This is a genomic window from Bacillus sp. PK3-037 (genome assembly GCF_054161355.1).
Genome location: NZ_CP096408.1, coordinates 2,670,812 through 2,697,733, shown reverse-complemented (window position 1 = coordinate 2,697,733; position 26,922 = coordinate 2,670,812). Strand labels below are relative to the sequence as shown.

Annotated in this window: 30 protein-coding genes and 2 riboswitches; of the genes, 19 read left to right on the top strand and 11 right to left on the bottom strand. The window is 42.3% G+C overall.

Features of this window, described 5'->3' with window-relative positions; all coding sequences use genetic code 11:
* Positions 1-32 precede the first annotated feature (32 nt).
* From M1D69_RS13765 to M1D69_RS13750, 4 genes are all read left to right on the top strand, one after another.
* A complete protein-coding gene (locus M1D69_RS13765) occupies positions 33-701 on the top strand; it encodes a DedA family protein (RefSeq protein WP_059335905.1) in 669 nt (222 codons plus the stop codon).
* A gap of 256 nt (positions 702-957) precedes the next feature.
* Positions 958-1,752 (top strand): TerC family protein, encoded by a 795-nt coding sequence (locus M1D69_RS13760; protein WP_095713447.1) that lies wholly within the window; start codon positions 958-960, stop codon positions 1,750-1,752.
* Positions 1,753-2,015: 263 nt separating this feature from the next.
* The gene (gene sigI / locus M1D69_RS13755) at positions 2,016-2,771 is read left to right on the top strand and encodes an RNA polymerase sigma factor SigI (RefSeq protein ID WP_024121148.1); all 756 of its coding nucleotides are present in this window, start codon (positions 2,016-2,018) and stop codon (positions 2,769-2,771) included.
* The gene (locus M1D69_RS13750; RefSeq protein ID WP_458105782.1) at positions 2,768-3,913 is read left to right on the top strand and encodes an anti-sigma-I factor RsgI family protein; all 1,146 of its coding nucleotides are present in this window, start codon (positions 2,768-2,770) and stop codon (positions 3,911-3,913) included. The genes sigI and M1D69_RS13750 overlap by 4 nt, the downstream gene beginning before the upstream one ends.
* Before the next feature lie 10 nt (positions 3,914-3,923).
* On the opposite strand, the gene sspD is transcribed toward M1D69_RS13750, so the two are convergent.
* Together sspD and M1D69_RS13740 are read right to left on the bottom strand one after the other, a co-directional pair.
* Positions 3,924-4,118, bottom strand: coding sequence for an acid-soluble spore protein SspD (gene sspD, locus M1D69_RS13745; protein WP_458105783.1), 195 nt, complete (start codon positions 4,116-4,118; stop codon positions 3,924-3,926).
* Between the two features lie 132 nt (positions 4,119-4,250).
* Positions 4,251-4,952, bottom strand: coding sequence for a DUF1836 domain-containing protein (locus tag M1D69_RS13740; RefSeq protein ID WP_458105784.1), 702 nt, complete (start codon positions 4,950-4,952; stop codon positions 4,251-4,253).
* Positions 4,953-5,123: 171 nt separating this feature from the next.
* On the opposite strand from M1D69_RS13740, the gene htpX reads away from it, so the two are divergent.
* The 4 genes from htpX (at position 5,124) to M1D69_RS13720 (ending at position 8,015) form a co-directional block, all read left to right on the top strand.
* Entirely contained in the window at positions 5,124-6,020 is an 897-nt protein-coding gene (htpX, locus tag M1D69_RS13735; RefSeq protein WP_458105785.1) for a protease HtpX, read from the top strand.
* A 173-nt stretch (positions 6,021-6,193) separates the two neighbouring features.
* Positions 6,194-7,543, top strand: coding sequence for a Ktr system potassium transporter KtrD (gene ktrD, locus M1D69_RS13730; protein ID WP_458105786.1), 1,350 nt, complete (start codon positions 6,194-6,196; stop codon positions 7,541-7,543).
* Between the two features lie 143 nt (positions 7,544-7,686).
* Positions 7,687-7,842, top strand: coding sequence for a hypothetical protein (locus M1D69_RS13725; RefSeq protein WP_010333992.1), 156 nt, complete (start codon positions 7,687-7,689; stop codon positions 7,840-7,842).
* 2 nt (positions 7,843-7,844) lie between these two features.
* Positions 7,845-8,015 (top strand): hypothetical protein, encoded by a 171-nt coding sequence (locus M1D69_RS13720; RefSeq protein ID WP_024121154.1) that lies wholly within the window; start codon positions 7,845-7,847, stop codon positions 8,013-8,015.
* 54 nt (positions 8,016-8,069) lie between these two features.
* On the opposite strand, the gene M1D69_RS13715 is transcribed toward M1D69_RS13720, so the two are convergent.
* Positions 8,070-9,092 carry an acyltransferase family protein gene (locus M1D69_RS13715; RefSeq protein WP_458105787.1) on the bottom strand — a complete coding sequence of 341 codons (1,023 nt, stop codon included), beginning with the start codon at positions 9,090-9,092 and terminating at the stop codon, positions 8,070-8,072.
* Positions 9,093-9,345: 253 nt separating this feature from the next.
* On the opposite strand from M1D69_RS13715, the gene M1D69_RS13710 reads away from it, so the two are divergent.
* The 3 genes from M1D69_RS13710 to M1D69_RS13700 are packed head-to-tail and all read left to right on the top strand — an operon-like array spanning position 9,346 to position 12,270.
* Entirely contained in the window at positions 9,346-11,562 is a 2,217-nt protein-coding gene (locus tag M1D69_RS13710) for a PAS domain S-box protein (protein ID WP_458105788.1), read from the top strand.
* Entirely contained in the window at positions 11,559-12,095 is a 537-nt protein-coding gene (locus M1D69_RS13705) for a methylated-DNA--[protein]-cysteine S-methyltransferase (protein WP_458105789.1), read from the top strand. The genes M1D69_RS13710 and M1D69_RS13705 overlap by 4 nt, the downstream gene beginning before the upstream one ends.
* A 49-nt stretch (positions 12,096-12,144) precedes the next feature.
* The gene (locus M1D69_RS13700) at positions 12,145-12,270 is read left to right on the top strand and encodes a hypothetical protein (protein ID WP_024121158.1); all 126 of its coding nucleotides are present in this window, start codon (positions 12,145-12,147) and stop codon (positions 12,268-12,270) included.
* A 35-nt stretch (positions 12,271-12,305) separates the two neighbouring features.
* On the opposite strand, the gene mtnA is transcribed toward M1D69_RS13700, so the two are convergent.
* The 3 genes from mtnA to M1D69_RS13685 all read right to left on the bottom strand — a co-directional run bounded on the left by mtnA (position 12,306) and on the right by M1D69_RS13685 (position 15,690).
* A complete protein-coding gene (gene mtnA / locus M1D69_RS13695) occupies positions 12,306-13,367 on the bottom strand; it encodes an S-methyl-5-thioribose-1-phosphate isomerase (RefSeq protein WP_458105790.1) in 1,062 nt (353 codons plus the stop codon).
* 7 nt (positions 13,368-13,374) lie between these two features.
* Positions 13,375-14,568, bottom strand: coding sequence for an S-methyl-5-thioribose kinase (gene mtnK, locus M1D69_RS13690; protein ID WP_458105791.1), 1,194 nt, complete (start codon positions 14,566-14,568; stop codon positions 13,375-13,377).
* 104 nt (positions 14,569-14,672) lie between these two features.
* A riboswitch (SAM riboswitch) is annotated at positions 14,673-14,827 on the bottom strand.
* Between the two features lie 83 nt (positions 14,828-14,910).
* Complete coding sequence (locus tag M1D69_RS13685) at positions 14,911-15,690, bottom strand: carbon-nitrogen family hydrolase (RefSeq protein WP_227598189.1); 780 nt, start codon at positions 15,688-15,690, stop codon at positions 14,911-14,913.
* A 92-nt stretch (positions 15,691-15,782) separates the two neighbouring features.
* On the opposite strand from M1D69_RS13685, the gene M1D69_RS13680 reads away from it, so the two are divergent.
* From M1D69_RS13680 to mtnD, 5 genes are all read left to right on the top strand, one after another.
* Positions 15,783-16,979 carry an aminotransferase class I/II-fold pyridoxal phosphate-dependent enzyme gene (locus tag M1D69_RS13680; protein WP_458105792.1) on the top strand — a complete coding sequence of 399 codons (1,197 nt, stop codon included), beginning with the start codon at positions 15,783-15,785 and terminating at the stop codon, positions 16,977-16,979.
* Between the two features lie 38 nt (positions 16,980-17,017).
* Positions 17,018-17,118, top strand: a riboswitch (SAM riboswitch).
* 83 nt (positions 17,119-17,201) lie between these two features.
* Positions 17,202-18,419 carry a 2,3-diketo-5-methylthiopentyl-1-phosphate enolase gene (gene mtnW, locus M1D69_RS13675; protein ID WP_458105793.1) on the top strand — a complete coding sequence of 406 codons (1,218 nt, stop codon included), beginning with the start codon at positions 17,202-17,204 and terminating at the stop codon, positions 18,417-18,419.
* Positions 18,416-19,123 carry a 2-hydroxy-3-keto-5-methylthiopentenyl-1-phosphate phosphatase gene (gene mtnX / locus M1D69_RS13670; RefSeq protein WP_458105794.1) on the top strand — a complete coding sequence of 236 codons (708 nt, stop codon included), beginning with the start codon at positions 18,416-18,418 and terminating at the stop codon, positions 19,121-19,123. The genes mtnW and mtnX overlap by 4 nt, the downstream gene beginning before the upstream one ends.
* The gene (locus M1D69_RS13665; protein WP_101865226.1) at positions 19,081-19,710 is read left to right on the top strand and encodes a methylthioribulose 1-phosphate dehydratase; all 630 of its coding nucleotides are present in this window, start codon (positions 19,081-19,083) and stop codon (positions 19,708-19,710) included. Before mtnX ends, M1D69_RS13665 begins: the two co-directional genes overlap by 43 nt.
* Positions 19,711-19,725: 15 nt before the next feature.
* The gene (mtnD, locus tag M1D69_RS13660; RefSeq protein WP_059292889.1) at positions 19,726-20,262 is read left to right on the top strand and encodes an acireductone dioxygenase; all 537 of its coding nucleotides are present in this window, start codon (positions 19,726-19,728) and stop codon (positions 20,260-20,262) included.
* Positions 20,263-20,325: 63 nt separating this feature from the next.
* On the opposite strand, the gene M1D69_RS13655 is transcribed toward mtnD, so the two are convergent.
* Both M1D69_RS13655 and M1D69_RS13650 read right to left on the bottom strand, forming a co-directional pair.
* Positions 20,326-21,476, bottom strand: a protein-coding gene (locus tag M1D69_RS13655) for an IS3 family transposase (protein ID WP_458105795.1) whose coding sequence is annotated in 2 segments (ribosomal slippage) — positions 20,326-21,203 and positions 21,203-21,476 — 1,152 coding nt in all. Because the reading frame shifts where the segments join, the coding sequence is not laid out codon by codon here.
* A 117-nt stretch (positions 21,477-21,593) separates the two neighbouring features.
* Positions 21,594-21,914 (bottom strand): YkvA family protein, encoded by a 321-nt coding sequence (locus M1D69_RS13650; protein WP_458105796.1) that lies wholly within the window; start codon positions 21,912-21,914, stop codon positions 21,594-21,596.
* 202 nt (positions 21,915-22,116) lie between these two features.
* Between M1D69_RS13650 and M1D69_RS13645 the strand changes: the two genes are divergently transcribed.
* Positions 22,117-22,374 carry an aspartyl-phosphate phosphatase Spo0E family protein gene (locus M1D69_RS13645; RefSeq protein WP_024121169.1) on the top strand — a complete coding sequence of 86 codons (258 nt, stop codon included), beginning with the start codon at positions 22,117-22,119 and terminating at the stop codon, positions 22,372-22,374.
* An 86-nt stretch (positions 22,375-22,460) separates the two neighbouring features.
* Entirely contained in the window at positions 22,461-22,892 is a 432-nt protein-coding gene (locus M1D69_RS13640) for a hypothetical protein (RefSeq protein WP_458105797.1), read from the top strand.
* A gap of 27 nt (positions 22,893-22,919) precedes the next feature.
* On the opposite strand, the gene M1D69_RS13635 is transcribed toward M1D69_RS13640, so the two are convergent.
* Positions 22,920-24,440 carry an ATP-binding protein gene (locus tag M1D69_RS13635; protein ID WP_458105798.1) on the bottom strand — a complete coding sequence of 507 codons (1,521 nt, stop codon included), beginning with the start codon at positions 24,438-24,440 and terminating at the stop codon, positions 22,920-22,922.
* Between the two features lie 192 nt (positions 24,441-24,632).
* On the opposite strand from M1D69_RS13635, the gene mhqR reads away from it, so the two are divergent.
* Positions 24,633-25,070, top strand: coding sequence for a MarR family transcriptional regulator MhqR (mhqR, locus tag M1D69_RS13630; RefSeq protein WP_024121172.1), 438 nt, complete (start codon positions 24,633-24,635; stop codon positions 25,068-25,070).
* A gap of 39 nt (positions 25,071-25,109) precedes the next feature.
* Here the strand turns inward: mhqR and motB are convergent, their stop codons facing one another.
* Both motB and motA read right to left on the bottom strand, forming a co-directional pair.
* On the bottom strand, positions 25,110-25,895 hold the full coding sequence (gene motB, locus M1D69_RS13625) for a flagellar motor protein MotB (RefSeq protein ID WP_458105799.1): 786 nt from the start codon (positions 25,893-25,895) through the stop codon (positions 25,110-25,112).
* A complete protein-coding gene (gene motA / locus M1D69_RS13620; RefSeq protein ID WP_024121174.1) occupies positions 25,867-26,682 on the bottom strand; it encodes a flagellar motor stator protein MotA in 816 nt (271 codons plus the stop codon). The genes motB and motA overlap by 29 nt, the downstream gene beginning before the upstream one ends.
* Positions 26,683-26,922 lie beyond the last annotated feature (240 nt).

Here is a 26,922-nt window from a genome sequence, read left to right as displayed (position 1 = left end):
AATCATTTTGATGTTTTGAGTGAAAAACAAAAATGTGTATACATAGATCAGGGAAAAGGGAAGTGAAGATGATCGAAGAATTGGTTATGTCCTGGATAGAAGCATTTAAAAGCTTATCTTATTTCGGAATTTTTCTGGCGCTCTGTATTGAATTTATTCCAGCCGAAATTGTCCTTCCGCTTGCTGGGTATTGGGTATCGAAAGGTGACATGACGCTTGCCGGCGCTGTTCTGGCAGGATCATTAGGAGGAGTCGCCGGTCCGCTCACCCTGTATTGGATCGGGCGTTATGGAGGCAGGCCGTTTCTTGAACGTTTCGGAAAGTACCTCTTTATAAAGCCTGAGGCTCTTGACAAATCGGATGAATTTTTTAAAAAACATGGCGGTTTTGTCGCTTTCAGCGGCCGCTTCCTGCCGGGGATCCGCACACTGATTTCCATACCATGCGGCATCGCAAAAATGAATGTCTGGGTGTTTTCTCTTTACACGTTTATCGCCATGCTTCCGATCACATTTGTTTATGTATATCTCGGTGTGAAGCTCGGAGAAAATTGGAAAGACGTTGGCTCTATTCTAGACCAATATATGCTTCCGATCGGGATCGCCATTTTGATCTTGTTTGTTCTTTATTTACTGATAAAGAAGAGGAAAAAACGAATTCAGTCTGAACATTTTTCAGTTTTTTTAAAAAATAAACGTTGACAAATAAGCTCCCTCCGCATATCATTGACATATAATATGATATTTCTTGAAATCCCAAAGGGGAGTAGCGTCCGGAATGTTCCGGAAACAAAGTCGTCATTTCATGGATAGTGATATCCATCGGCTTTGTTGGCATGCCTGAATTCATGTCTAGCAAGACCTTTGCCTTATGTCGGCAAAGGTCTTTTTTGCATGTCCGGCCGGCATAAGATCGGATGAAGAGAAAGAAAACAACTTTTTTGGGAGGGTATCATTTATGGATGCAGCATTATTATTGGAGTATGGTTGGGTTCTTCTCGTCTTGATCGGGCTGGAAGGTATTTTAGCCGCCGATAACGCTTTAGTGATGGCGGTTATGGTAAAACATTTGCCGGAGGAGCAAAGAAAGAAGGCATTGTTTTACGGGCTGGCAGGCGCCTTTGTTCTGCGATTTGGCTCTTTATTCGCTATTTCCTTTTTGGTGAACGTATGGCAGGTTCAAGCCATTGGCGCGATCTACTTGCTGTATATTGCAGCAAGCCACTTGCTCAAAAGATATGTATTTAAGAAAGAAGACAATCATAAGGTGACGAAGCAAAGCGGATTTTGGCCGACTGTATTAAAGGTTGAGCTGGCAGATATCGCTTTTGCTGTTGACTCCATCTTAGCGGCAGTCGCTCTGGCCGTTACGCTGCCGGGAACTTCACTTCCAAAGATCGGCGGGCTTGATGGAGGACAATTCTTCGTTATTTTGGCCGGAGGCATTATCGGATTGGTGATTATGCGGTTTGCGGCATCGATGTTTGTTAAGCTTTTAAAGGAACGTCCAAGCCTAGAAACAGCAGCTTTTGTTATTGTCGGTTGGGTCGGGGTAAAGCTTGCTTTATATACACTCGCACACGATGACATCGCCATAGTGTCCTCGCACTTTATCCACTCAGGGACATGGAAGCTGATATTCTGGGGTGTCTTAGCGGCGATCGCAGTTTGCGGCTGGTTTATGTCAGGCTCAAAAAAACAGGCGGAAGACGCACAAAACGAACAAAATAACAGAAGCCAAGAAAGGGCTTAATCATAAAGACTCTGCTGAAAAGCAGAGTCTTTTCATATTTGAAGCGTTTTCACAGACGAAATAAAATAACATTTTTATAACAGCTTTGTTACAAAAACCTCTTTTAAAACCCCCAAAATTCTCTTTAAAGGCACGAAATCCTGTATAGTACATGAGAATGGATTGTCATAATTGAGACATTGGAAATCAATATTTCTTTTTCTCCTTTGCGATTCCCTATCAAATTAGCTATCATTAATGAGTAGTTATAGGGAGGAACTGAGGTGAAACCAGTGCTTAGCCTTTTGTTTAAATTGGGAAAAAAGAAGCAAACGCTTGAAAAATCTGTTGAAAGCATACAAAAAGGCAATAAAGATCTGCAAAACGAGTTGATACAGCAATATAAGCCATTTATCGCAAAGACGGTTTCATCCGTTTGTAAACGATATATAGATGAAAAAGACGATGAATTCAGCATCGGACTGATTGCATTTAACGAAGCTATTGAAAAGTATTCACCTGAAAAAGGAAATTCGCTGCTCGCATTCGCAGAGCTTATTATAAAAAGAAAAGTCATTGATTACATTAGAAAAGAAGCAAGAACCGCTCAAAATATTAATATGGATTTACAGGAGGGTGACGATCAGGAATCCTCACAAAGCCTGATTGAAGCCGAGCTTTCTATTGATGAATACCGTCGCCAGATAGAACAGGAACAGAGGCGGGAGGAAATTCTGTATTTTCAAAAGCAGCTCAGAGACTACGGTCTTTCATTTCAAGAGCTGCTTGAACATTCTCCAAAGCATGCGGACGCAAGGCAAAACGCCATAAAGGTGGCGCTCACCCTTGTCGAGCATGAAGAATTAGCTGCGATTCTTTATACGAAGAAACAGCTTCCTGTTAAACAGCTCGAACAGCTCGTTTCAGTAAGCAGAAAAACGATTGAGCGAAACAGAAAATATATCATTGCAATGTGCATTATCATTACCGGTGATTATATTTATTTAAAAGATTATCTAAAAGGGGTGCTGCACTCATGAGAAGAGGGATCATAGTAGAGAAAAATAAAAAATTCGTCACGTTGCTGACCCCTGACGGACAATTTTTAAAAGCAAAAAATGATCGCCAAACATATGAAATCGGAGAAGAAATCATGCTTCCGAGTGAGACACGCATGGGCAGAAGGGCCAGCTTTTTTGATGTTTTAAGACTGCGCCCTTTCAAAATGGGGATTTTTTCGATGACTGCTATTATGCTTTTTATTTTTATTATCCTCCCCGTTTTCTCTAATAACAAGGCCTATGCGTATATGACAATAGATATCAATCCAAGCTTCGAAATGGCGTTAAACAGTGATTACGAAGTGATCGAACTGACGCCCTTAAATGATGACGGCAAGAAGGTTATCAGTGACATCGATGATTGGGAGGAGACTGATTTTAAAAAGGTGATAGACGATATTATTACGGATTGCAGCGAGCAAGGATATGTAAAGGAATCGAAAGAAATATTGATTTCCACTGTTTATGAAAATACAGATGACGATACATATAAATCAGGAGTAAAAAAACAGCTGAATGATGTAACGGAAAAATATAAAACGACATACCGCATGGAATCTCTCGAAACAGATATGAAAACGAGAGAAAAAGCAAAAAAGGAAGGCGTATCAACAGGCAGCTACATAAAATCGAATGAAAAGAATAACATGAAAGATCCAAACGAAGATTCTCAAAAATCCGGGGAAGAGGATCAAAAAAATACCGGCAGCGAGGAAGAAAACACGGATCAGACAGACGATCAGGACAGCAAACAAGGAGAAAATGAACAGCTGGATGATACGGATTCACAGAAAGAAGATACAACTGACACTCAGAATGATGATAGTGAACAGAATAAAGATGTAAAGGAATCGGATGAAAACACGAAAGTTGAAAAAGATGGGGATACTGAGCAAACCCCTACACAAGTTCCTCAAGATAACGGAAATGAAGAAGAAGACAATGGTGAACAGAATAGCAAGAATAGCAAAAATCGTAAAAATTGGAATAACGGTGAAAAAGGAAAGGATCATTCCTCATCTAATCGGGATAATGCTTCTTACCACCGTAACCCAAATGGCTACAGCAGCAATAATGAATCAGCTCAATCAGAAGATTCGCCGAGTGCCCCCGGCGAATAGAGTCCTGAGTTTATTTATTTGTGCCATTTAGCTGTGATTGTGCCTGCTGAACCAGACGCTTTGTCATTTCCCCGCCTACAGAGCCGTTAGCGCGTGAAACTGTATCAGAACCAAGGCTCACACCGAATTCTTGAGCCACTTCAAGTTTAAATTGGTCTAGTGCCTGCTCCACCCCAGGAACAACGAGTTTATTTCTGCTCGCCATCTTTTTTCATCTCCTTTTTCTATTAAGAAATTCTTAACGCGTATTTAGTTTGAAATGTACGGGGGTTATTTATGCTGGCAATTGTTGTGGGAGAATAAGAAAACCCCGGCAATTTGCCGGAGTACATCCTGATCACAGTATGTCAGCGATCATTTTGTTCGCGGTCGCCTGAATATGGAACGTCAAAATGGAGAGAACTGTAATGGCAATAATCTGCCTGATTTTGACCCATTGGGCGTCACTCAGCTCTTCAAAATGGTGACGAAGAAGGTCTGTTTCCTGTTCGGCAATCTGCTGGAGATTTGATTCCTTCATGGAAGGAGTATCTTGGTGATAAATGGCATGCAGCACATGCGCGCAGCTTTCATAGTACGCTAACGGGCTGATGACATCATCAGATCTGTCTGAGATGGTGTTAAAAGCAACTTTTAAGATAGCTCGTATGTGTTCAAAGTCATAAATGGATTTTAGGTCACGTACAATTAAAAGAATCACTGCCTGTTCAACTGAATACTTTTTACCCAGCTCAGGATGGCCAATGAGATCTTTGATATCGCGTTTCACCCAATTTTGAATCGCGGTTGACTTTAACGAAGTCAGCTCGCATAAATTGCCAAGCTCAACGATTTCGTTGGTTGACAGGCCGTATTCTTTTTTCTGTTTTTTTCGTTCATATCTTGTAAGAAATTCTGGAATTTGAAGATGGCTTGCAGCTTCTTCCGCTGACATATTCGCCGATTTAACGAGGATGTTGAGCGGGCTCATGTCTCCCAGGCCTTTAAGGGAATAGAGCAGCCGTACCATCTCCATTCGAGTGAGTTTAAAAATATTCATTGTTCACCTCTTCAAGACAATTTGACGCGGATATAATCTCTATGTATAAATGCATTATTAAAGCGTCCGCAATACATTAACATCATACGTCTAAATCCTTGCATTTTCAAACAGATGTTTTATAATTTAAATATACAGGTTCATTTGATCTTAAAAATAACGGAGGTTATTATGGCGAAAAGAATTTTTCTATTTATCTTAACGAATATTTTGGTGCTTACAACGATCGGAATTGTTTTATCTGTCATAAGCTCTGTCACTGGAGTTGGGACGTACTTTACAGCTGATGGCGATATAAATCTTATTGCGCTTCTTGTATTCAGTTTAGTCGTCGGTTTTGTCGGTTCCTTTACGTCTCTTGCGATGTCCAGATGGATGGCAAAGACAATGATGGGCGTCAGAGTGCTGAATCCGGAGAAACATACACTTAGCTATGAAGAGCAGCAATTGGTTGATCGTGTTTATAGATTAAGCCGCTCTGCCGGCTTAACGAAGATGCCGGAGGTCGGGATTTACCGCTCATCCGAAGTAAACGCGTTTGCGACCGGCCCTTCCAAACGGCGCTCTCTTGTCGCTGTGTCGTCAGGCCTGCTTGATCAAATGGATGATGCTGCGGTTGAAGGCGTGCTTGCCCATGAGGTCGCTCATATTGCAAATGGTGATATGGTGACAATGACGCTTTTACAAGGTATTGTGAATACCTTTGTCGTCTTTTTATCACGGATCGCTGCATGGATTGCGAGCCGCTTTGTTAAAGAAGATCTTGCTCCGATTGTTCATTTTATCGCAATGATTGTGTTTCAGATTGTCTTTTCAATTCTCGGAAGCCTCGTTGTTTTTGCGTATTCACGCCACCGTGAATTCCATGCTGACCGGGGAGGTGCGGATCTTGCCGGCAAGGATAAGATGATTCATGCTCTTCGAACGCTTAAGAGCTATTCTTCCCGCATCATGGAAGAAGATCAGACAGCTGTCCAAACACTAAAGATTAATGGCAAGAAGCGGTCATCGCTTTTCTCTACTCACCCTGATTTAGATGAAAGAATCAGACGATTAGAAGCTAAATAAAATAAAAACATCCTTCCTCTGAGAACCCTCAGAGGTTTTTTTTCTGTTTCACTTTGACTAAAATAATAAAAAAATATACAAGTTAAGAAAATGTTTCGCAAAAGCCTTTAAAAATGGATCTAATATCTTTAGAATAATTACCGTACTTTAAAAGAGAGGCAGAAGGATTTCACATGAGATTAAAGCTTGGAAAATTGATACAGGCATTATCTCCGGCCCAGCTGATTGCATTATATTACTTTCTCGCAGTAACTGTGGCCCTGATATTGCTGAGCCTGCCGGCTGCCCATAAGCAGGGAGCGGATTGGACTTTTATTGACGCGCTTTTTACGGCTGTCAGTTCAGTCAGCGTCACGGGGCTTACGGTTGTGGATACAGCTGATACATTCAGCACTACAGGCATTTTTATTTTGGCATTTGTTCTGCAATTTGGCGGAATCGGGATTATGACGCTCGGAACGTTTATTTGGCTGATCATGGGAAAAAGAATCGGCCTTAAAGAACGGAAATTGATTATGGTAGACCAAAACCAATCCCAGTTTTCGGGTATTGTCAATTTAATGAAGCAGGTTCTTTTTCTTATATTATGGATTGAATTTTTTGGAGGAATCATACTTGGCACTTATTTTTTAACCTACTATGATTCCTTTCAGGAAGCTTATTTACACGGGTTTTTTGCAAGTGTCAGCGCAACCACAAATGGCGGGTTTGATATAACAGGAAATTCCATGGTTCCATTCCGCCATGATTATTTTGTGCAGTTTATTACGATGCTTTTGATCATTTTCGGAGCGATCGGCTTTCCGGTGCTTGTCGAAGTAAAGGACTTCTTGTTTTCAAAGCATCGGAGATATCCGTTTACGCTTTTTACAAAAATCACGACCATTATGTTTGGCTCACTCGTAGTGTTTGGCGCCATCGGCATCTATGCGCTGGAAGCAAGCCACTCGTTTGCAGGAAAGGCATGGCATGATATTTTGTTTCTATCCTTGTTTCAATCAACAGCTACCCGAAGCGGCGGGCTTGCAACAATTGATATCAGCCAGCTGTCGGAGCCCACGTTGTTTTTTATGTGCGCGCTGATGTTTATCGGTGCGTCACCAAGCTCAGTCGGAGGAGGCATAAGGACAACAACTTTTGCCTTGAATTTGCTTGCGCTGTTTCATTTTGCCCGCGGCAATAAAGCGGTAAAAGTATTCAAACGGGAGCTGCACCCAGCAGATCTGATGAAGTCTCTTGTGGTCACAATGATGGCGATTTTGCTCGTTTTTGGAGCGACACTGATCCTTACAGTGACAGAAAAGCATTCTCTGCTGCAGCTTTTGTTTGAGGTATGTTCGGCCTTTGGAACGACTGGTCTGTCCCTTGGCATTACCGCTGATTTGAGCAACGTAGGAAAATGTGTCATTATGATCGTCATGTTTATCGGGCGGATCGGAATATTGACCTTCCTTTATCTGATCGGCAGAAAAGAAATTGAAGCAAATTACCATTATCCGAAGGAAAGAGTGATTATCGGATAATGAAACACCGCATCTGCGGTGTTTTTTTATTGTCAAAAAAAAGATGTGTGACCCGGCACCAGTTGGAGAACCTAACATAATCAGCTGCAGTTAATCAGCTGGCCTGCAAATAAAAATTAGAAATACTGGCGAGGAGGATTTGTATGAAACGTAAGGCTGAGGTAAATGAAGCCATAAAAAATAACAATACACCGACTGAGAGTATGGACAGAAATGCATATAAGACTCAATATCACGACGACCCGAATTTCCGAGGGGCCAATCGCAATTCCAAACAAGGTCAGCAAGGAGGCGCGTGATCATGAAAAAGAACCAGCACAGCAAAGACATGCAAAATCATAAAAAGCCGATGAATAAGAAGGTGCTTGAGGAAGAATTCTCAAGTGAGCTTGGGGATTACAACGCCGGGAAAATCATTGAAACCCTTGAAGTAACAAAGCCGAAAAAGAAAAAAGAGAAAAAACAAAAATAAAAAACAAAAATAAAAAACACCTCTTAGGCGGCATGGCGCTTAAGAGGTGTTTTGCTATTTTAAATAGGCATTTTTGCTGCTTCCTCTGACTAGCTGCAGCAAGCCTGTCATTCTCAGTTCAATGAACGGCTGTGCAACTGTTTTGACGAAATTGCTTGAGAGAATGGAGGTAAGGGCTGCAGTTAAGAGCAGCAGGATGACTAAGTTTTGATAGTCAGTGAGTCCATCCTCAAGCCCGACCTGCCTGAGTGTTTTAATGATAAATCCGTGAAGCAGGTAAACGTAAAATGTCCTTGTTCCCCACTTCGTAAAGAAATAGCGTTTTTGCGGAACAAGCGCTAAAAAGCTAAAGGTTGCCGCAAAGGCAAGTACATACCAGCCGATTCGGGAGAGGCCGCTTGCCAAGGTGACATCGCCAAATGATGAGTACGGCTTAGAGCCGAACAGCCATGAATAGTCAAAATCGATGCCCCAGCAGATGACAAATACGGCGGCGAGCACACCGAGCGCAATCTGTTTGCCTCGTTTTGATTTCAGTAAATCAAAGTGATGTTTATTCGAGTAAAATCCGACAAGGAACATCGGCAAGAATACAAATGTCCGGGACAGGCTCAGTGTGCTGCTGACAAAGTCGAGATAGCCGATCAGCACGGCGATGCCGCAGCTGACAAACAGCGCCCAATGCTTAGAAAGCTTTGAAAATGGATAGAGCAGGATATTCCAGAAAAATAAGCTTACCAGAAACCATAACGACCATTGCGGATCAATCGGATTCACATTTGTCATGCTTTCGTCTTGAATAATGTAATAAAAGACGGAATAGATGCTTTGGAAAATCAAATATGGAATAATCAGCTTGACCGCCAGCTTTTTCACATATCCGGCGCGTTTAAAACCTTTGGCGAAATAACCGGATACAAGAATAAAGGCAGGCATGTGAAACGTGTAAATGAACTTGTAGAGGTAGAGCATAAAATTGTTATCATGAATAAAAGATCGAAGAATATGACCGAATACAACAAGGAATATCAATAAGAATTTTGCATTGTCAAAATAACTGTCTCGCGATTTACTCATAGCATCACCTTCTCTTTAAATCAGTCACTAAAAGATTATTCCCTGTTGGTATTTATTTTAAAATAAAAGATCAAAAAGGATTTGAAAAAACGTCTGATTGTTAGGACGATGTAAAGTGACGGTAAGGATCGTTGAAAATGTCTTCTCTATGTAATAACGCTGAAATTTTCTGAAATGTATAGGGCGAATGAAGGAAGTTCATGCAATATGTAGAAATATTGAGGGATAGGTTTTGAAGAAGGAGTGTTTACGCATGGAAACTCTCGATGTCGAGACAAATTCAGATCTGAAAGAGGAACTGAAGCGCCTCAAACAAGAAAATGATCGGCTGAAAAAGGAATTACATCAGCATCAAGTGATTGTGAACAATACGCTCGATGCTATTTTTATATGCGATAATGAAATGAAAATCGTGCAGGCAAATGAAGCAACAGCGAGGATGCTTCAAGTAGATGCGGAAGGTTTGAAAAAGCGTTCCGTTTTTGACTTTTTGTTTTCTATTCCAAAGGATGAGCTGGACCTTTCCGTAAAGAAGTTTTTTAAGAAAGGTTTTCTGTGGAAGGAGGTTCCGATCAGGCTGGACAGCGGAGCGACAAAATATATTGAGTTTCTTGCAAAAAGAGGGATTGGTGAGGATTTCTTTTTTGTCGTTATGAGAGACATTTCTTCAAAGAAAATTTTGGAGCGGGAATTTTCCATGAATGAACAGCTTTTTAAGGACTTGTTTGACAGAGCTGTCGACGGAATTGTTTTATTTGATAAAGACGGCGGCTTTATTGATGCCAATCTGTCCTTTTGCAAAAGCTTTGAAATCGACCAGAATGAGCTGTCACATTTGTCGCTGTATCAATTCATAGACAGCGGATCGCGAAAAGATTTCGATAACATTTGGCACACGCTTTATCGAAAGGGAAAAGCAAAAGGCGAGCTGCCTGTCAGGCTTCGTTCAGGAGATCAGAAGCTGTTTGAATTTACGATTACGTCTAACATCATCAGCGGTTTTTATATGTCGATTATGCGGGATATCACAGAGAAGAGGTCCATGGAGCTCCAGCTATTTAAAAGTGAGGAGCGCTTCAGAGAAATTTTTGAAAACGCCATGGACGCCATTATCATCTGGTCGAATGACGGAAGAATCGTTAAAGCCAATCAGTCAGCCTGTAAAATTTTTGAGCTGCCGATGAATCTGCTGTTAAAAAGAAAGCTGTGTGATTTTCTCGTAGACTCTCAGGAGAAATACAGCTTGACGAAGAGAAAATATGCAAAATACGGTGAGATCAGAGAAGAGATGCTGTTTCAAATGGGCAACGGGCAGTTCAAAGAGCTTGAATTTACGTCAAAGCGGACAATACTTGAAAACCAGCACTTAACAATTTTAAGAAATGTCAGTGACCGAAAGCGGATGGAAAAGGAGCTTCGGGAAAGCGAGCTCAAATTCAGAAAAGTGTTCAACGGCTCAATGGACGGCAACGTATTATTCGACAATCAGTACCGAATCATCGACGCCAACCCGCTAGCGAGCAATATTTTGGGCCTGCCGCATGAAGAACTGAAAAAACACAGCCTGCTTGATATCATTTCTTCCTATGAAATAGAAAATCTGGCATCGCCGGCAAGGCAGATTAATTTCGATGAAATGGACAATGAGATTCCATTTTTGCTGAGCAGCAATGATAATCGAAAACTAGAATTTTCGTTTAAACGAAATATTATTCAAAATATGAACCTGGCTATCTTTAAAGATGTCACAGAGCGAAAAGAACTGGAAGAGCGTCTTCGCAAATCTGATACTCTCCATGTCGTTGGAGAACTCGCTGCCGGCATCGCTCACGAAATCAGAAATCCAATGACAGCTCTTAAAGGCTTCATTCAGCTCCTGAAAGGGAGTGTGGAGGGAGACTATTCTCTTTACTTCAACGTCATCACCTCAGAATTAAAGCGCATCGAATCCATCATCACAGAGTTTTTAATTTTAGCCAAGCCCCAGGCTATCATGTATGAGGAAAAACATGTGACACAAATTATGAAAGACACATTAGACCTTCTTAACGCGCAAGCCAATCTCAGCAACGTACAAATGCATCTGGATTTAGTCGGCGACATTCCGCCGATATACTGTGAACCGAATCAGCTGAAACAGGTTTTTATCAATATATTAAAGAACGCCATCGAAGTCATGCCTGATGGCGGCAATATTTATGTGACGATCAAAAAAGCTGATCAAGATCATATTCTTATATCTTTGAAAGACGAAGGAGTCGGAATCACAGAGGATAAATTAAAGCGTCTCGGAGAACCATTTTATACAACAAAGGAACGGGGAACTGGACTCGGGCTTATGGTAAGCTATAAAATTATTGAAGAACATCAAGGCAAAATAATAGTGGAAAGTGAAGAAGGAAAGGGGACTGTTTTCCATCTTACGCTTCCCGTCAGGCAGAATTTTGAAGAAAGAAGGTTAGACGAATGAATTACTATACGACAGCGGAAACGCCGCTCGGGGAGCTCGCGATTGCCGAGGAAGAAGGCAGCATCACCCGTCTCTTCCTCAGTAAGGAAGATTTGATGCAGTGGAAAGAATCCGTTGAGAATACGGAGCAGTTGGAGACGGCTTTTTTGGCAGAAGCGAAAAAGCAGCTTCACGAATATTTTGCGGGAGAAAGAAAGATATTCTCACTGCCATTGAGCCAAAAGGGCACGCCTTTTCAGCAAAAAGTATGGGAGGCGCTTGCCATGATTCCGTATGGCGAATCACGAAGCTATGCTGACATTGCCGTAGCGGTCGGAAGTCCGAAAGCGGTGCGCGCTGTCGGACAGGCAAATAAACGAAATGACCTGCCGATATTTGTCCCGTGCCACAGAGTGATCGGCAAAAACAGCACGTTAACAGGGTATGCCGGAAGCAAAACTGACATCAAAGCTTATTTGCTTGGCATCGAGCAAATCTCCTATAAAGAAAATAAAACATATGGCACGTTCCCTTTTTTCGCCGCCGACATATGATTTTACTAAGTTAAAAAAGTTGGTCTGATGAAAGAGGAGGACAAAGCAATTGAAGCCGAGCCGCTCTGAGAAAATTGCCGTTTTTGCCGAGCTGCTTGTAAAACTGCATATCTTATCCAGCGCTCAAAAAGATGAAATAATCGATATGAATATGAGCAAACAAAAAAACCGCTGACTCGGCCCGATATGAGCAAAGTCTTCAGCGGTTTTTTAATGAACCTTTTCGCCTGTAAACAGCTGTTCAATTTCTTCTTCATAGGAACCGGTCATAATCCCTTTTTCAGTGATGATCCCAGAAATCAGATGGTGTGGTGTAATATCAAAAGCAGGATTAAAGACAGGCACTTCAGCCGGAGCGGTTCGGACGCCGGAAATGTTCCTGACTTCTTCGGGGTCCCGTTCCTCTATCGGGATATCAGCCCCGCTTTCTACTTTTGTGTCAAAAGTAGATAAAGGTGCTGCTACAAAAAACGGAATATCGAAGGCGTTTGCTAAAATAGCAAGTCCGTAAGTGCCAATTTTATTCGCGGTATCTCCGTTCTTTGCAATTCGGTCCGCGCCGACGATGACGGCAGAAATTTGTTTTTCTTTCATCGTATGGGCTGCCATGCTGTCCGTAATCAGCGTGACGTCAATACCGCCCTGCATCAGTTCCCAAGCAGTAAGCCGTGAACCTTGAAGAACCGGTCTGGTTTCACAAGCATAAATATGAAGCCCCAAATCCTTTTGTTTCGCCAAATAAAACGGGGCAAGCGCGGTTCCATAGCGGCTTGTCGCGATAGAACCGGCATTGCAGATTGTCATAATCCGGTCGCCTTTTTTGAAAAGTTGAAGCGCGTTTTGGCCGATCATACGGCACGTTTCTTCATCCTCGACTTGAATCTGAATCGCTTCATGGACAAGATTGGTTTTTGCTTCATTTACAGAAATGGCGTTTTGAATTGAATGGCTCAGTCTTTCGAGCGCCCATGATAAATTGATTGCTGTCGGCCTTGAGCTGTTCAAATAATTTTTGATGTTATCCAATTCGCAGCGGAATTCCGCTACCTTATCAGTTTCGATGTTTTTTGCCGCCAGCGCGAGCCCAAATGCTGCCGTAATCCCGATCGCCGGGGCTCCTCTAACTTTAAGTGAGACAATTGCGTCAAATACTTCTTCTTTCGTTGTCAGCTCCAAATATTCCGTAACATCAGGAAGCTTTTGCTGATTTAAAATCTTAATGGCTGTTTCTTTCCATTCAACAGAACGCGGAACAGCAAATGAATTGGTCATGGGTGAATCATTCCTTTACAAGTAACTTAAAACATTCAATAACATCCGTTATGGTTTTTAATTGTGAACGTTTTTCGATGAATGCAGTACCGGTTTCCAGCGCCAGCCGTTTTCTTTCGATTCGTTTATCAAACGGTACGATTGTATCCAGATCTGCCACATGAGCAAGACCAACGGTGCGGCGTATCAGTTCGCAGCCGGCAAACCCAATTGTCTCTTCAAAAATATGGCTGAGCGTATCAGCGAGATAACCGTCGATTTTGGCATACACATCGAGACTGTTTTTCTCCCAGGCTTCACTGAATGTTGTTTGAAACGTGTCCCAAACTTGTTTTACATGTTCATATAATGGCTCTCGATCAGCACCGTCACGGCTGAGTGCATTTAACAATAAGTTGGCGATAAATTGGCCAACATCAAAACCGATTGGCCCGTAAAAAGCGAATTCAGGATCGATCACCTTTGTCTCAAGCTCGCTGGCAAAAATGCTTCCTGTATGCAGATCGCCATGAATCAGCGTTTCGGCAGATGTTAAAAATGACTTTTTCAGCTTAGCCGCTTCAACTTTGACCTTGTCATTTTTCCAAAGCTTTTCAACATATGGACGAAGCTCTTCCTCAAATTCATTTGTATCATGATCAAAGAAAGGATCTGTAAATACGAGTCTTTCGGTAATATCGCAGAGCTCAGGATTTGTAAATTGTTTAACAAGCTGTTTTTTCACCTTAGGTTCAAGTGCGTAATCAGAAGAGTAAAATAGCGTTTTCCCTAAAAATTCGCCAATGTCTCGTGACAGATTTGGATAATTTTCACCTTCAAGAAGTCCTTTTCTAGCGATCTTCAGATGTGAAAGATCCTCCATGACCGTAACCGCCAATTCAGTATCTGAATAGTAAACTCTCGGTACGAGGTGAGGGACGTGTTCACCCTGGCGGATCAGTGCACTGCTTTCGATTCTTGCCCGATCGATTGTCAGCGGCCAGCTTTCCCCGACAACTTTTGCATAAGGAACCGCCTGTTTAATGATCAAAGCCCTGTCATTTTCTTGGTCATAAATATGAAAGACGTAGTTTAAATTTCCGTCGCCGATCTCCTGGCATGTCAGTGTGCTTTTGCTTTGAAATAAGCCGAGTTTCACCGCGAGTGCGACAGCGGAGCTTTCATTTAACGTTTCGTATAAAGGTGTTTTTGTGACTGCCATCGTCATTACCTCCAATTATGTACTATCTTGTTATGTGTGCCGCGAATGGCCGTAAAAAAGCCTCCTTCTCAGAGAGAAGGAGGCTTAACAATCATGTCCCGCCTCTCTTATCTCTCAGATCAAATCTGATGGAATTAGCACCGTGCCTTACGAGACTTCAGTCTCGGCGCCAAGAAGATGCGCCCCATTTCACAATGGAATTACGGTCGGTTGCTGTTGGGGTCAAAAGGCCAATCCCTCGCCCAACTCTCGATAAGAGAATATATTCACTTGTTAAACAATTCTAATTTATCAGTTGATGAACATAGTAACAGGTGTGTGATTGAATTGTCAATATATTTTTTAATATAAATCTTTTCTGATATCATCGAAAACAGGAATTTTTCCCCGCACCTCAACGCTTTCTTGAAGGTCAATTTCCGCTCTGACACTGCCTTCTTCACGGCCGCCCTCGGCCAATATGCGTCCCCAAGGGTCAATAATCATGCTGTGCCCGGCGAATTCATTATCGGGATTAGATCCTGTGCAATTGCAGGCGGCGACAAAGCATTGGTTCTCAATGGCCCTCGCAATAAGCAGGCTTTTCCAATGATCAAGACGGGGAAGAGGCCATTCCGCAGAAATGAACAGCACGTTAGCGCCTTTTGTCGTATGTTTTCTGATCCATTCCGGAAAACGGATATCATAACAGATCAGTCCTGAGCTTTTGACGCCTTCAAGCTCGAAGTACCCGTCCTCGGAACCGGCTGATAAATACTCATGCTCATCCATCAGCTGAAATAGATGGGCTTTGCTGTACTCTTTAATGATTCGTCCTTCCTTATCCGCGATGAACATTGTATTATAAACATCAGAACCCTTTCTGACAGCAACAGATCCTGCGACAATATGAACTCCGTGTTTTTTTGCGGTTTTTTGCAGCCAGCTTTGAGCAGTGTGCCCGTCTTCATCAGCAAGCTGATCAAGATTGGCAAGGTCGTAACCAGTCGTCCATAATTCAGGGAGAACAAGAACGTCAGCATTTTTACTCTCTTTTTCGATTAAAGATTCAGCCTTTTTTATATTTTCAGAAGGTTTTCCGTATGAAATATCAAATTGAAGACAAGATATGGTCCATTTCATTTTTTAACACCCCATATTTTTCTTTACTTTTTTCCTTTAACCATATATGATACTGGACTATCATTTCAAGATTTTTTAGAAGGTGAAAACAGATGAAATTTGAACATTCTCAAGTGCTGCAGGAACTGCCTAAACAATTCTTTGCTTCTCTTGTGCAGAAAGTGAACCGAAAGCTGAAGGAAGGACATGATGTCATCAATTTGGGGCAGGGGAATCCGGATCAGCCGACGCCCGAGCATATTGTGGAGGAAATGAAGCGAGCCGTTGCTCAGCCTGAAAATCATAAATACTCCTCATTTCGAGGTTCGCACAGTCTGAAATCAGCAGCGGCGGCATTTTATAAAAGAGAATACGGCGTTCAGCTTGATCCGGAAACTGAAGTAGCCGTATTATTCGGCGGGAAAGCCGGTCTTGTCGAGCTACCGCAATGCCTGTTAAATCCGGGGGATGCGATTTTGGTTCCTGACCCCGGCTATCCAGATTATTGGTCCGGTGTCACGCTTGCGAAAGCGAAAATGGAAATGATGCCGCTCACTAAGGAAAAGGCGTTTCTTCCTGAATACGCAAGCATTTCGCCTGACGTAAGAGAACAAGCGAAATTGATGTACTTGAATTATCCGAATAATCCGACTGGAGCCGTCGCTACCGCAGAATTTTTTGGAGAAACGGTGAGTTTTGCGAAAGAAAACGAAATCTGTGTGGTCCATGATTTTGCTTACGGTGCAGTCGGCTTTGACGGACACAAGCCTTTGAGCTTTTTGCAGACTGAAGGCGCTAAGGATATCGGAATAGAAATTTACACGCTGTCCAAAACATATAATATGGCGGGCTGGCGGGTCGGTTTTGCAGTTGGTAACGCCTCGGTCATAGAAGCGATCAATCTTTATCAAGACCATATGTTTGTCAGTCTTTTCAAAGCAACCCAGCAGGCTGCCGAGGCGGCACTTTTATCTGAGCAGACATGCGTAGCGGAGCAAAATGCCCGATATGAAAGCAGGCGCAACGCTTGGATAGCAGCATGCCGGGAAATCGGCTGGGATGTAACAGCGCCTGCGGGTTCATTTTTTGCGTGGCTGCCGGTGCCTGAAGGCTATAGCTCTGAGCAATTCTCAGATCTCTTGCTTGAAAAAGCGAATGTCGCGGTTGCAGCAGGAAACGGGTTTGGTGAATATGGCGAGGGGTATGTCAGAGTGGGGCTCTTAACGAGTGAAGCTAGGCTTAAAGAAGCAGCTCATCGAATTGGCAAACTAAACCTGTTTACCCAAAAAAGCATTGACAAGATTCTTTAACGGTGGGATAATTCAAAATAATTTATAAAATCTATATTTTCTTATCAAGAGCAGGCAGAGGGACGAGCCCGATGAAGCCCGGCAACCGACTTGTAAAGCACGGTGCTAATTCTTGCAGCTGGCGGCTGAGAGATAAGATTCGGACGAGAAACGAAACCTCTTTAGACGCATAGCTGTTTGAAGAGGTTTTTTATATGGTTAAAAAATGAAAGGAGCTCTGGCATGAGTGAATTATTAGCAACATATCTCCTGACCGAGCCGGGAGCCGACACGGAGAAAAAAGCAGAACAAATCGCAACAGGATTGACGGTGGGCTCTTGGACTGATCTGCCTCTGGTGAAGCAGGAGCAGATGCAAAAGCATAAGGGACGGGTTGTAAAGGTCGAGGAGAGAGAGGGACATCTTGCATCAGGGAAACAAGCGGTTATCACAATTGCCTATCCCGAGGTAAATTTCTCACAGGATATTCCGGCATTGCTGACAACTGTGTTTGGCAAGCTGTCGTTGGACGGAAAAATCAAGTTGATAGATCTCGAATTTTCTGAAGCGTTTAAGCGAACACTTCCGGGTCCGAAGTTTGGCGTATACGGCATCCGGAAGATGCTTGGAGAGTTTGAAAGACCGCTGTTAATGAGCATTTTTAAAGGGGTCATCGGAAGGGACCTGAGTGATATTAAAGAACAGCTCAGGCAGCAGGCGCTCGGCGGGGTTGACGTAATCAAAGACGATGAAATTTTCTTTGAGACGGGTTTAGCACCTTTTGAAACAAGAATTACAGAGGGAAAACAAATTTTGAAAGAAACATACGAGCAGACCGGCCATAAAACGCTGTATGCAGTGAATTTGACTGGAAGAACGGCTGAGCTTAAAGATAAAGCAAGACGCGCCGCTGAGTTGGGAGCGGATGCGCTTTTATTGAATGTCTTCGCTTACGGTTTGGACGTCATGCAAAGCCTTGCGGAAGATCCGGACGTATCAATCCCCATTATGGCGCATCCGGCAGTCAGCGGGGCATTTACATCCTCACCATTGTACGGGTTTTCCCATGCCCTTTTGCTCGGAAAATTAAACCGATATTGCGGCGCTGACTTCAGTCTGTTTCCTTCTCCATATGGCTCAGTTGCGCTTCCGAAAGAAGACGCGCTGGCGATTCATGAAGAATGCGTAAGAGAAGATGTATTTAACCAGACATTTGCCGTTCCGTCCGCCGGTATTCACCCTGGTATGGTTCCGCTTCTCATGCGTGATTTTGGCATTGATCATATTATTAACGCCGGAGGAGGCATACACGGACATCCAAACGGCGCCCAAGGCGGGGGCAAAGCGTTCAGAGCTATTATTGATGCGGTTTTGGAAGCGCAGCCGATTGAAGAAAAAGCCGGTCAATGCGAAGATTTGAAGCTTGCGCTTGATAAATGGGGAAAGGCTGAAGCCGTATGACGACTCAAAAACCGTTCATTATATGTGATTTTGATGGAACCATCACGATGAACGACAACATTATAAACATTATGAAAACATTCGCTCCGCCGGAGTGGACGGCGTTAAAAGACGGCGTGCTCTCCAAAACGATGTCGATCCAAGAAGGCGTCGGACGAATGTTCGGCCTTCTGCCGAGCAGCTTAAAAGAGGAGATTACGAGATTCGTATTGGAAGACGCAAAAATCCGGGACGGCTTTCGGGAATTTGTCGCATTTGTTAACAAGCATGAACTCCCGTTTTATGTCGTAAGCGGGGGAATGGACTTTTTTGTCTATCCGCTGCTTGAAGGAATTGTTGAGAAAGATCATATTTATTGCAACCGTGCGTCATTCGAGAACGAATTCATTCATATTGATTGGCCTCATTCTTGCAAAGGCACATGCACAAATCAATGCGGGTGCTGCAAGCCGACTGTTATGAACGAGCTTTCTGAGCCTGATCAATATATCATCATGATCGGTGACTCCGTTACCGATGTAGAGGCGGCAAAGCTGTCTGATCTTTGCTTTGCAAGGGATTATTTATTAAATGAATGCAAGGAGCATCATCTGAATCATATCCCATACCGTGATTTTCACGAAATAAAGAAAGCGATTGAAGACGTAACGGAGGTAAAGAAATGGCTGCAAAACAAGAGCGGTGGCTCGAGCTTGCCGAAGTAAAACGGGAATTGGCAGAAAGAGATTGGTTTCCAGCGACAAGCGGCAACCTGTCCATCAAGGTTTCTGATGAGCCATTGCAATTTCTCGTAACGGCGAGCGGAAAAGATAAACGAAAAGAAACGGATGAAGACTTCCTGTTGGTGGATCAGAACGGAGAGCCTGCCGAAAAGGGGCATCATCTGAAACCGTCAGCGGAAACGCTTTTGCATACGCATCTGTACAATAAAACAAATGCCGGATGCTGTCTTCATGTTCATACGGTCAACAATAACGTCATCTCAGAGCTGTATGGCGATCAAAACCAAATTACTTTTAAAGGCCAAGAAATTATAAAAGCGCTCGGCCTGTGGGAAGAGAATGCAGAAGTGTCCATCCCAATTATAGAAAATCCGGCTCATATTCCGACTCTCGCAACGCTTTTCGCGGATCAAGTTACTGGAGATTCAGGAGCTGTCCTGATCAGGAACCATGGCATTACTGCTTGGGGAAGAACAGCACTTGAAGCGAAAAGAGTGCTTGAAGCATATGAATTTTTATTCAGCTATCATTTGAAGCTGAAAACACTCCGGCATCAGCTGGTTAAATAAAAGGGGGAACCGCAAATGGCAACAATTCGAATTCATGATGAAGCAAATACAACGATTGAAAATCAAGAGGAAGTGGCAAGCTTTCTGGACAGCCAAGAGGTGATCTATGAGCAATGGGATATCGCCAAGCTCCCTGAACGGCTTTCAGAAAAATATGACCTGTCTGAAGAAGAAAAACAGCAAATTCTTGACACCTTCGATGCTGAAATTAAAGATATCTCAGCCCGCCGCGGCTACAAAGCCCAAGATGTTATTTCTCTGTCTGACGCTAATCCGAAACTGGATGAACTGCTAGAAAACTTTAAAAGAGAACATCACCATACAGACGATGAAGTCCGTTTTATTGTAAGCGGACACGGAATTTTCGTCATTCAAGGCAAGGACGGCACATTTTTTGATGTCCGTTTAAACCCTGGAGATTTAATCTCGGTACCTGAAAATATCCGCCATTATTTCACGCTTCAAGAGGATCGAAAAGTTGTGGCGGTGCGGATCTTTGTTACATCTGAGGGCTGGGTTCCGATTTATGAAAAAGATAGCGTGAACCAATAAGAAGAAAAAGCCCCGTCCATAAGGGACTGACCCCCGTTTTTGAGACAGGGATCAAAACACCTTTTATACAGCCAATTGCCGATAGCTTATCGGTGATTGGCTGTTTAGTTTCGTTTGAATACGAATGTTGTTATAATAATAAATGTATTCTTTGACAGTGCGTTCTACGATGGCGGTCGTGGTTCGATCAATGCTGTTAAGATAGAACGTTTCAGACTTTAGTGAGGAATGAAACGATTCGATGGAGGCATTATCAGCGGGCGTCCCTTTGCGGGACATGCTCATGGTAATGCCTTTTGTGTTAACAGCTTTTTGATACTCGTAAGATGTATACACAGATCCTTGGTCACTATGTAACACGCAGTTCTCAGGCAGCGTTGGCAGCTGATCAAGTGTGTTTAAGACAAAGTCTGTGTCCTGCTTATCGCCAATCGTAAAAGCAATCACTTCTCCATTGTATAAATCTAATATACTGGAAAGATACAATTGTTTCTGTCCATAAGGCAAATATGTGATGTCCGTTACTAGTTTTTCAAGAGGGCGATCAGACTGAAAATTCCGATCCAACATATTATCGACCACGGCATATGGCTGCCCATTCTTCTTGCGCTTTTTCACCTTAACCCGGCACTGCCATTGATTTTTCTGCATAATACGCTGAAGCGTTTTATGGTTGATACGCATTGTCTTTTTTAGTATGGCTGTGATTTTCCGATATCCATATCGATACTTGTGCTCTCGGCACAACGTGCCGATTTGTTTTTCAAAATAGCGCTTGGGATGATCTTTCGTCTGATTCTTCTTCCAACGATAATAAGACGCTCGAGAGATACCTAAATGAATACAGATATCCTGCACGGTCATTGTGCTGCGCAATCCTTCTACAAGTTCGACTGACGTTTCGCTATCAACTTCCTTTCCAATTCGTTGTACTTTTTTAGAACTTCATTTTGTTGTCTCAGATAACGATTCTCTGCCTGCAGTTTCTCTAAATCGGAAGCATACTCCGGCCCTTTTCCGTAAGTGTATTGCTTTCCAACAGGCTGTTCGAATCTATGTGTATCCCCAGCCTTATGCCATCTAACCCACGTCTTAATCTGTGTCTTATTCTTAATTTTTAATTTCTCCATGATCTCTTTCATAGGCACGCCTGCCAATCTCATTTCTACAGCCTTCTGTTTCACTTCAACCGGATAACTCACTCTTCTCCCCATAGAAAAAACACCTCCAAGTCTAATTTCGGCTAACAATCATCCGTTTTCAAACTTGAAGGTGTTTTTTATTTGTCTCATCTTATGGGGTCAGTCCCATAAAGGCGGGGCTTTCTTTGCTTATCGTAAACGCCATTCTTCGTATTGGGACATTTCTTTTTTGATCAGCGTCCAAATCATACCGAGAACGGCAGCATCGTCAAGAATTCCTAAACCGAGCACGAAGTCCGGAATCATATCAATCGGCATGATGAGATAAAAGACAGCAGCTGTCAGAAGCAACAGTGTTTTAATCTGTGAACGGGGATAGTCACCGTTTCGCCAATCGCGAAGCATTTGACAAAAGATCGTGATATGATTGATTAATTTTTTGCGGGTTTTCCTTTTCAGAATAGCTTTTCCGCCTGCCGCACCGAGCATTATCGCTTTTTTTTTCTTCATTTCGCATTCCTCCTGCCTGCCGGTGTGTTTAAGGTGGTCTTCGTCTGGGTATTGTTCTTCTAATCCTATCAATATATCTATTATAAATGAAAAATTAAGTTATTTAATAAAAATATGTTTACAAATAAAGTATAATCTGTAATAATGCACAATAACCCAATCAAACTTGTTTCCTATTTCTTAGCGGCGAGGGGTGAATTGAATGGGCTGTTCTTCTGAACAAGAAAGATTGCTGGTGTCTATTGATGAAAAAAGAAAGTTAATGATAGACGCCGCTAGTAAGCAGGGATTTACAGGGCATGACACAATCAGGCACAGTCAGGAGCTGGATTCTTTAATGAACGAATACCACCAGCTTATGCAAGAAAACGAACATTCCAAAGGAATTCAAGGCCTTGTGAAGAAATTAGGCTTGTGGCCCCGAAGAGACGTTATGCCTGCATATGATGCACATAAATAGCGGCGCTATCTGATGCATATATAAAGAGAGAGCTTTTCAGAAGCGCTCTTTTTTTCTGGGGAAATTTCATAAGAAAGAGGGAACTGATGAAAGAACTAGCGGTAGTCATTACTGAAATGATAAACCAATTTCACGATGCTTTTATTTCAATATGCGGGATGCTTGGCATTCAATTAACCGACAAAGAAATGCATTTTTGGGTAATTGGAATATTTGGCATCTTCTTTTTCGCTGTCACTCACGCTGTATTTACATGGCTTTCTAAATGGAGCTTGACGGCTTTGTCCTTTATCTATACCGTAACGATCATCATTGTTATCGTATTTGCAATTGAGATTCAGCAAAAAGTGACCGGACGGGGAAATATGGAATTTTTAGATGCAACGGAAGGGTTAAAAGGCTTTTTGGTGTTCTTTTTCATCTTTTTGCTTTTGAAAATGCTTTTGCGTTTGATCCGATTCTTCTTTTCAGGAGGAGCTGTAAGCAAGGAGAATAAAAATTCCCGTTCACGAAAATAAATAAGCCCTCCTGAGACTGTCAGGGGGCTAAAAAGAGGAGACGGGGAGGGTAATGGTAACCTCGGTTCCTCTTCGTACTTCACTTTCTATATGAATGGAACCTCCGTACATCAGCACGATCCGTTTACATACGACAAGCCCGAGGCCGGTTCCTTTTTCTTTAGAAGTGACAAATGGAAGAAAGATATGATCCAGCATTTCCTGTGATATCCCTTCACCGTTATCCGTCACTTTAATAATGGCCTTTTTATCAACTGCTCCTAAGGAAATTGTGAGTTTGCCGCCTTCCGGCATAGACTCAAGGCCATTTTTCGCAACATTCAAAATGACTTGTTTAATATGATCTTTTGTACATTTTACTTTTAGAGGTTTATCAGTTAAAAATTTTAACTCTACCTCCACATTGTATAAATTTCCTTCAGAATAGATGATCGGCATAATTTCTCCGATAATATCCTGAAGCGAGTTAAGCTCCCATTTTTCAGCTGTCGGTTTTCCGAGAACTAAAAACTCACTTACAATTTGGTTGATACGTTTAATCTCCTGATCGATAATTGAAAAATAAAGCTGGTCTTCTTCACCTTTATATTTCTTTTGCAGCAGCTGAATAAAACCGCTTATGCCGGTGAGCGGATTGCGGATTTCGTGAGCCGTGCTGGCAGCAAGTGTTCCGATCAGCTCTAATTTTTGCTGCTCATTTTCCGTGCGCTCCAGCTGGGTCCGCCGCTTCAGCAAATAATAAAGTACAAGAATAAAAAGAATATTCAGCAAGACTATAATACAGGAAAGAGGAAGCACAAGGCTTTTACTCAGCTCCTCTATTGTCACAGGATTCGGATATACTTTCATATTCCAGCTGATATCATCAAGATAACCGCTGACAGGTTTTTGATCTCTTGCGTGAGAAGCCTGTCCGCTTGAGAAAATCATTTTGTTATTTTCGTTCACAACCTCAATATAGACATCAGGGCTCAGCAAGTTAATCAGGTTTTGCAGATAGTCAATTTGTATAGCTGCCACAAGATAATCTGTGACATTTTTCTTTTCATCCAGCACGGGAACACAAATTGTAAAAATCGGCTGGCCTGTGATCCTGCTTGAATAGCTGTCTGTAATGACAGTCTTTTTTGTTTTTTTCACTTTTGTAAAAAAGGATCTGTCGGCCAGATTGACTTTAGTTTTTAATTCTGTTGCGCTGGCAGTGACATCCCCTTTGGCATTGAGAAAATAAAGCCCGGAAAACCTTGGTTCGGAATCAAACGTTTTTTCCAAAACAGTTTTCATTTTATTCATATCTATCGGTCTGTCGATAGCGATAGACAAGGACGTCATTCTCGCTTTTGTTTCCCCGATTAAGTAATTTATTTTGTTGCGGTGAAGGTTCAGCATAACACTGGCTTCTTGCTTATGTTCTGCAGCTATTGTTTCTTTTTCCTTTTCATAGACGAAAAAGCTTATGACGAGTGCCGGAATCACTACTAGTGCAATATAAAGTTTAATTCTCCCGCAGGCGCCTTTTAGTATTTTCAATTTGCATCGCTCCAACATACACCTGATTAGAGGTATTATATCATTGTTTCTTCTTGTTTAATAAGAAAAAATAACCAAAATAATTAAGAAAAATATGTTGTTCACATGAATAATAAAAAAGAAGAGAAATATTGGAAAGATTTTTATTGACATTTCGGTATTTGTTTATTAATGTTTCTCTGTAACGGTTTCTAAAAGGATGATTGAGACATGACAGAAAAATCACTGAAGTTATTTATCGTGCTGTCACGCGCGTATCGGTCTATTAATGATCATATGAATAAGCATATTCATAAGCATGGACTGAATCCTACTGAATTTGCTGTGCTGGAGCTGTTATATCATAAAGGTGATCAGCCGCTGCAGCAGATAGGGGATAAAATACTCTTGGCCAGCGGTAGCATCACCTACGTCGTAGATAAGCTTGAGCAAAAAGAGCTCCTTATTCGGAAAGCGTCGCCTACAGACAGACGAGTAACATTTGCACAAATTACCGAAAAAGGCATCAGTCTTTTGGATGATATTTTCCCTGATCATGCAGCTGAAATTGATGAAATGATCAGCGTATTAAGCGAAGAAGAAGTTGAGATGTGCACTGAAATGTTAAAAAGAGTAGGGTTAAACGCAAAACAGTTTCATAATAAGTAAAAAAAGGAAGCCTTGTGATAGATCAGGCTTCCTTTTTTACTATTTTTCATTTGTTTCCGCTGCGCCTCTTGGCAAAATGAGAACTTCAACCCGCCTGTTTTTGCTTCGGCCTTCCGCAGTTTTGTTTGAAGCTACAGGTTTATACTCACCATAGCCTTTGGCACTGAACACTTTGGCATCAAGCCTAGGGTTCTCAATCAGAAGCCCCATGAAGTTTACGGCTCTCATCACACTTAAATGCCAGTTAGACTGAAATTCTGAATTTCTAATCGGCATATTGTCTGTATGTCCGCTGATAATGATGTTTCTCGGCGGATTAATCACAAGAAGGTTTGAAATCTCTTTTGCAAGCGGAATGTCTTCCTGGCGGATGGTCGCTTTTCCTGAATCAAAGAAGATGCTGTCTTTGATCGTGATCAGCAGGCCTTCCTTAGTCATCTTTGTTTCCAGCTGATGCTCCAGCTTTTTATTTTTAATGAACTTTTCCACCTGGCTCTGCACATTTTTAAGTTCTTCTTGATCAGCTGCTTTTTCCTTTTCTTTCTTGTTTTCCTTTTTCTCTTCTTTTTCCTTTTTCGCTTCGTCGATTCCGTCTGACTCATTTTTAGGAGGGGTGACGCTGGAATAATCCAATACGCCGGTCCCGCCTGTAAAGACTTCATTAAATGATTTTGAAAGCATTTGAAATTTAGCTGCGTCAATCGAGCTGCTCGCGTACAGCACAATAAACAATGCTAGGAGAAGGGTAAGGATATCGGCGTAAGGAACCAGCCATGATTCATCAACGTGCTCGTCCTCATGCTTCTTCTTCTTTTTTCTCGCCATTTTGCGCCTCTCCTTCTCGTTCTGCAAATTTCAAACGGTCCTTCGCAGGAAGGTACATTAAAAGTTTCTGCTCGATCACTTTCGGTGCCTGTCCTTCTAAAACGGACAAGACGCCTTCAATCATAATTTCACGGAGCTTGACTTCCTGTTTTGACTTGCGTTTTAATTTGTTTGCAAAAGGATGCCATAAAACATATCCCGTAAAGATACCGAGAAGGGTGGCTACAAAGGCTGCACTGATGGCGTGACCAAGCTCATCTGTATTGTCCATATGAGAAAGCGCGGCGATCAGTCCGATAACAGCACCGAGCACCCCAAGTGTCGGCGCGTAAGTTCCCGCCTGTGTAAAAATAGCGGCTCCGGCCTGGTGTCTTTCCTCCATTGCTTCAACTTCTTCAGTCATGATATCTCTGATAAATTCTGCGCTTTGCCCGTCAACAGCCATGCTGAGACCGTTTTTCAGAAACGCGTCATCTACATTTTCAATACTTGCCTCCAAAGCCAGAAGACCTTCACGGCGTGCAAGCTGAGCCCATTCAGAGAACATAGGAATGAGTTCTTCTATTGTCAGCTGTTTGTTTTCTTTAAATAGCACACGGAACAGCACAGGCACTTTTTTGATTTCTTTCGTTGGGAACGCAATGACTACCGCTGATATCGTTCCGGCGATGATAATTAAAATGGCAGCGGGATTTGCAAGAGCAGCGAAACTGACGCCTTTCAGAACCATTCCCACACTCAATGCAACAAAAGCAAGAATAATACCGATAATCGAAGTTTTATCCATAATTTTCACCAAATCCTTTTTTACTAGCTTGTCTATGGTTAATATCGGTATCAGTGTCTGGAACTTTAGGGACATTGTGAAATTGTTCATGAAATATTCAAGGAAGATACATAGAAGGGAGAAATAAACAAACACGGGCTTTTCAGCATGGAAAAGGCCGCGGGTTTTAACGTGCGTATCTGATTCTCTAAAGTGCTTTCGTATAACAATAGAAATAAATATTCGTCATGCTCCATCCCT

Bases quoted from the DNA above. Each gene is read 5' to 3' on its own strand.
- M1D69_RS13680 (WP_458105792.1), top strand. From the start codon at position 15,783: ATGAAATTTGAACATTCTCAAGTGCTGCAGGAACTGCCTAAACAATTC.
- mtnX (WP_458105794.1), top strand. From the start codon at position 18,416: ATGACGACTCAAAAACCGTTCATTATATGTGATTTTGATGGAACCATC.
- mtnD (WP_059292889.1), top strand. From the start codon at position 19,726: ATGGCAACAATTCGAATTCATGATGAAGCAAATACAACGATTGAAAAT.
- mhqR (WP_024121172.1), top strand. From the start codon at position 24,633: ATGACAGAAAAATCACTGAAGTTATTTATCGTGCTGTCACGCGCGTAT.
- M1D69_RS13760 (WP_095713447.1), top strand. From the start codon at position 958: ATGGATGCAGCATTATTATTGGAGTATGGTTGGGTTCTTCTCGTCTTG.
- mtnA (WP_458105790.1), bottom strand. From the start codon at position 13,367: ATGACCAATTCATTTGCTGTTCCGCGTTCTGTTGAATGGAAAGAAACA.
- M1D69_RS13650 (WP_458105796.1), bottom strand. From the start codon at position 21,914: ATGAAGAAAAAAAAAGCGATAATGCTCGGTGCGGCAGGCGGAAAAGCT.
- M1D69_RS13705 (WP_458105789.1), top strand. From the start codon at position 11,559: ATGAATTACTATACGACAGCGGAAACGCCGCTCGGGGAGCTCGCGATT.
- motA (WP_024121174.1), bottom strand. From the start codon at position 26,682: ATGGATAAAACTTCGATTATCGGTATTATTCTTGCTTTTGTTGCATTG.
- mtnW (WP_458105793.1), top strand. From the start codon at position 17,202: ATGAGTGAATTATTAGCAACATATCTCCTGACCGAGCCGGGAGCCGAC.
- M1D69_RS13750 (WP_458105782.1), top strand. From the start codon at position 2,768: ATGAGAAGAGGGATCATAGTAGAGAAAAATAAAAAATTCGTCACGTTG.
- M1D69_RS13640 (WP_458105797.1), top strand. From the start codon at position 22,461: ATGAAAGAACTAGCGGTAGTCATTACTGAAATGATAAACCAATTTCAC.
- M1D69_RS13645 (WP_024121169.1), top strand. From the start codon at position 22,117: ATGGGCTGTTCTTCTGAACAAGAAAGATTGCTGGTGTCTATTGATGAA.
- M1D69_RS13765 (WP_059335905.1), top strand. From the start codon at position 33: ATGTGTATACATAGATCAGGGAAAAGGGAAGTGAAGATGATCGAAGAA.
- M1D69_RS13720 (WP_024121154.1), top strand. From the start codon at position 7,845: ATGAAAAAGAACCAGCACAGCAAAGACATGCAAAATCATAAAAAGCCG.
- mtnK (WP_458105791.1), bottom strand. From the start codon at position 14,568: ATGGCAGTCACAAAAACACCTTTATACGAAACGTTAAATGAAAGCTCC.
- M1D69_RS13715 (WP_458105787.1), bottom strand. From the start codon at position 9,092: ATGAGTAAATCGCGAGACAGTTATTTTGACAATGCAAAATTCTTATTG.
- htpX (WP_458105785.1), top strand. From the start codon at position 5,124: ATGGCGAAAAGAATTTTTCTATTTATCTTAACGAATATTTTGGTGCTT.
- motB (WP_458105799.1), bottom strand. From the start codon at position 25,895: ATGGCGAGAAAAAAGAAGAAGAAGCATGAGGACGAGCACGTTGATGAA.
- M1D69_RS13710 (WP_458105788.1), top strand. From the start codon at position 9,346: ATGGAAACTCTCGATGTCGAGACAAATTCAGATCTGAAAGAGGAACTG.
- sspD (WP_458105783.1), bottom strand. From the start codon at position 4,118: ATGGCGAGCAGAAATAAACTCGTTGTTCCTGGGGTGGAGCAGGCACTA.
- M1D69_RS13685 (WP_227598189.1), bottom strand. From the start codon at position 15,690: ATGAAATGGACCATATCTTGTCTTCAATTTGATATTTCATACGGAAAA.
- ktrD (WP_458105786.1), top strand. From the start codon at position 6,194: ATGAGATTAAAGCTTGGAAAATTGATACAGGCATTATCTCCGGCCCAG.
- M1D69_RS13725 (WP_010333992.1), top strand. From the start codon at position 7,687: ATGAAACGTAAGGCTGAGGTAAATGAAGCCATAAAAAATAACAATACA.
- M1D69_RS13665 (WP_101865226.1), top strand. From the start codon at position 19,081: ATGGCTGCAAAACAAGAGCGGTGGCTCGAGCTTGCCGAAGTAAAACGG.
- M1D69_RS13635 (WP_458105798.1), bottom strand. From the start codon at position 24,440: ATGTTGGAGCGATGCAAATTGAAAATACTAAAAGGCGCCTGCGGGAGA.
- M1D69_RS13740 (WP_458105784.1), bottom strand. From the start codon at position 4,952: ATGAATATTTTTAAACTCACTCGAATGGAGATGGTACGGCTGCTCTAT.